1 protein-coding gene is annotated in these 1,317 nt (G+C 67.0%); it reads left to right on the plus strand.

Features of this window, described 5'->3' with window-relative positions; genetic code table 11:
• Nucleotides 1–269: 269 nt before the first annotated feature.
• Nucleotides 270–1,317, plus strand: a 1,048-nt coding sequence (locus tag AB0K52_RS25620) for an IS110 family transposase (protein ID WP_363537367.1), incomplete at its 3' end; no start/stop codon positions are given.

The following is a 1,317-nucleotide window of genomic DNA, read 5'->3' on the forward strand; positions in this document are numbered from 1 at the left end:
TCGCTGCCCGCTGTCAGTATTGGGTTGTGCCGGTTAAGCCATGATCGGTGCACCGGGTCGGATCTGACCTAGCTGCCTGCTGGCTCCGTTGGATGCCTTGTTCAGGACCTGTCGGTCCGGCCCGTCCATATCGCATATGGAGAAGGGCACCGCGTCCGGTGGCCTGACCTGATAGAAACCTGGCGCCGCAGTGCAGCCCCATGACAGTGATGTCGACCCCGGTCGCGATGCCCGGTATAGCTCTTCGAGCGTATCGGAGGAATCCAGTCATGCCATCCCCCATCCACTCCGCCGACGCCATCGTCATCGGCGTCGACACCCATAAGGACCAGCACGTCGCTGCCGCCGTCCGCCCCAACGAAGGCCTGCTCGCATCCGCCGCTTTCAACAACGACGCGCCCGGACATGTGGCCCTGGCCGCCTGGGCAGGCTCACTCGGCCACGTCGCCGCGTTCGGCGTCGAGGGCACCAGCTCCTACGGCAAGACCCTCACCGCCCACCTGACCACGGCCGGAGCGCAGGTCATCGAAGTCAACACCTACGCCGCCTCAGGACGTCGCGCCCGCGGCAAGTCCGACGCGCTCGATGCCGAAGCCGCCGCCTGGGCAGTGATCGAGGGCCGCGCCAAGACCGTCCCGAAGACCTGCGACGGCCCGGCCGAAGCTCTGCGGGCCTTGACCATCGCCCGTGACGGCGCGGTCAAGAACCGCACCGAGGCGATCAACACCATCAAAGCGCTCCTGGACGACGACCTCGACCTGGCCAGGGTAGGCAAAGGCAAGGGCGCCAAGGCCATCGCTGCGCATCTGGCGAAGCTGCGACCGCCCCGATCCGGCCAGACGGCCGCGGCCAGGCGCATCGCCCTGCGCTCAGTCGCGCGCCGCTATCTGGCGCTCGACGCCGAAGCCGCCGACCTCGAAGCCCAGATCAAGGACCTGACCGAGCGGGCGGCACCGAACCTGCTGGCAGCCTTCGGAATCAGCTACCTGACCGCCGCGACCATCCTGGCCGCCATCGGTGACAACCCCGAACGGATCCCCTCCGAGGCAGCCCTCGCCAAACTCGCCGGCGCCTGCCCGATCCCGGCCGGGTCCGGCAAAACCGACGGGCGCCACCGCCTCTACCGCGGCGGCAACCGGCAACTCAACAAAGCGCTCTATACGATCGCCTTGTGTCGCATGCACCGTGACGAGCGGACCAAACGGTTCGTCGCCGAACACCTCCGACGAGGAAAGTCGAAAAAGGAGACCATCCGGATCCTGAAACGCTACATCGCCCGCGAGATCTACAGGCTCCTCCAACCACCACCCCAAGACA

Source organism: Glycomyces sp. NPDC049804, from assembly GCF_040674615.1.
In the GTDB taxonomy this organism is placed as follows: domain Bacteria; phylum Actinomycetota; class Actinomycetes; order Mycobacteriales; family Micromonosporaceae; genus Glycomyces; species Glycomyces niveus.